Annotated in this window: 3 protein-coding genes and 1 pseudogene; 3 read left to right on the top strand and 1 reads right to left on the bottom strand. The window is 44.7% G+C overall.

Going from position 1 to position 1131, the window contains the following annotated elements; translation table 11 throughout:
- The coding region (locus tag ARSQ2_RS12080) for a hypothetical protein (protein WP_238334219.1) at nucleotides 1-238 on the top strand (238 nt) is incomplete at its 5' end.
- Nucleotides 239-349: 111 nt separating this feature from the next.
- Nucleotides 350-553, top strand: coding sequence for a hypothetical protein (locus tag ARSQ2_RS12075; RefSeq protein WP_238334218.1), 204 nt, complete (start codon nucleotides 350-352; stop codon nucleotides 551-553).
- 59 nt (nucleotides 554-612) lie between these two features.
- Here ARSQ2_RS12075 and ARSQ2_RS13425 read toward each other — a convergent pair whose 3' ends face one another.
- Entirely contained in the window at nucleotides 613-747 is a 135-nt protein-coding gene (locus ARSQ2_RS13425) for a hypothetical protein (protein WP_255487066.1), read from the bottom strand.
- A 30-nt stretch (nucleotides 748-777) separates the two neighbouring features.
- Here ARSQ2_RS13425 and ARSQ2_RS00295 point away from each other — a divergent pair.
- Nucleotides 778-1043, top strand: a pseudogene (locus tag ARSQ2_RS00295) (S49 family peptidase); the annotation flags it as partial.
- Nucleotides 1044-1131 lie beyond the last annotated feature (88 nt).

Here is a 1131-nt window from a genome sequence, read left to right as displayed (position 1 = left end):
CGCGTGTGCGTTTGTAGAAGAAATTCATGATAAAGAAACATTACCGTTGCCGCAAAATGCGCCCTATTTTCTTTCGGCGAAAGCGGCCTATTCCCGTGCTTACTTTATGGGACCTGGACGCGGTTGGGTTGACGCGATCGCCGAGAAAAAGGTGCGATTTTGGGAATGTATGCCGGGCTTTCTACCCTGGAAATGGAAGCCGCCGATAACCTGGGCGAAGATTGGGAAGAAATGTTAGATCAGTGTGCCAGAGAATTGGCGGCCTTTAAAGAACGCGGCTTACCGCCGCCGAGCTGGGCGCGCAGGTCAATAAATTTGCGCAAGGTACCATTAAGGAGCCTGAGACCGAATGAATTTACCCGATTTAGCCCAGCTATTATTTAATACCCCGCTGGCTATCCACCCAAAGAAAGCGGAAGTCGTAATGGTGGGGCTTACTGACCGATTCGGTATTACGCAAATTCAATCCCGGATGATAATCGGCGAGGAGGATGATTATTTCAGTCGAAAAGCCCCGCAGGATACCGGCTATGAGGTTCTCTGGACGGGATAGCCCTTATCCCTGTGGAAAGGCACATTATAGCTGGGCGACTTTAAAATGATTACGAGTAATTACTCTATATCAGTAAATTTATATTGGATAAAAACATATATTTTGTAATCAAAATTAAGACGCTTAGCTATACTCAACCCTTCTTCTTCCATCGTAAATATCACTTTACGTCTAAAATTAATTGAATAGCTCATATAAATAATGTCATCAAAATTAAGTCGTTATCTATAGTACAAAAACTGGGCACCCTTAGACCGTTTAGCGGGATGACGGGTTATGACGGACTTCGTCAGGTTTTTCTTGCCGCGCTCAATGATAGTGAGGTCAACGGTATCTGTCTGGATATTGATTCACCGGGCGGCGAAGTCGCCGGCTGTTTTGATTTGGTCGATTTGATTTATACCTGGCGCGGACCGAAACCATTTACGCCGTGCTCTCCGAATGTGCTTACTCTGCCGCCTATGCCCTCGCCAGCGCAGCCGACAGGATTTATAGCTAAGCGTCTTAATTTTGATTACAAAATATATGTTTTTCTCCAATATAAATTTAGTGATATAGCTAAGCGACTTAATTTTGAT

This window comes from Arsenophonus endosymbiont of Bemisia tabaci Q2 (assembly GCF_902713415.1).
GTDB lineage: Bacteria > Pseudomonadota > Gammaproteobacteria > Enterobacterales > Enterobacteriaceae > Arsenophonus.
This window is presented reverse-complemented; position numbering and strand designations above follow the sequence as displayed.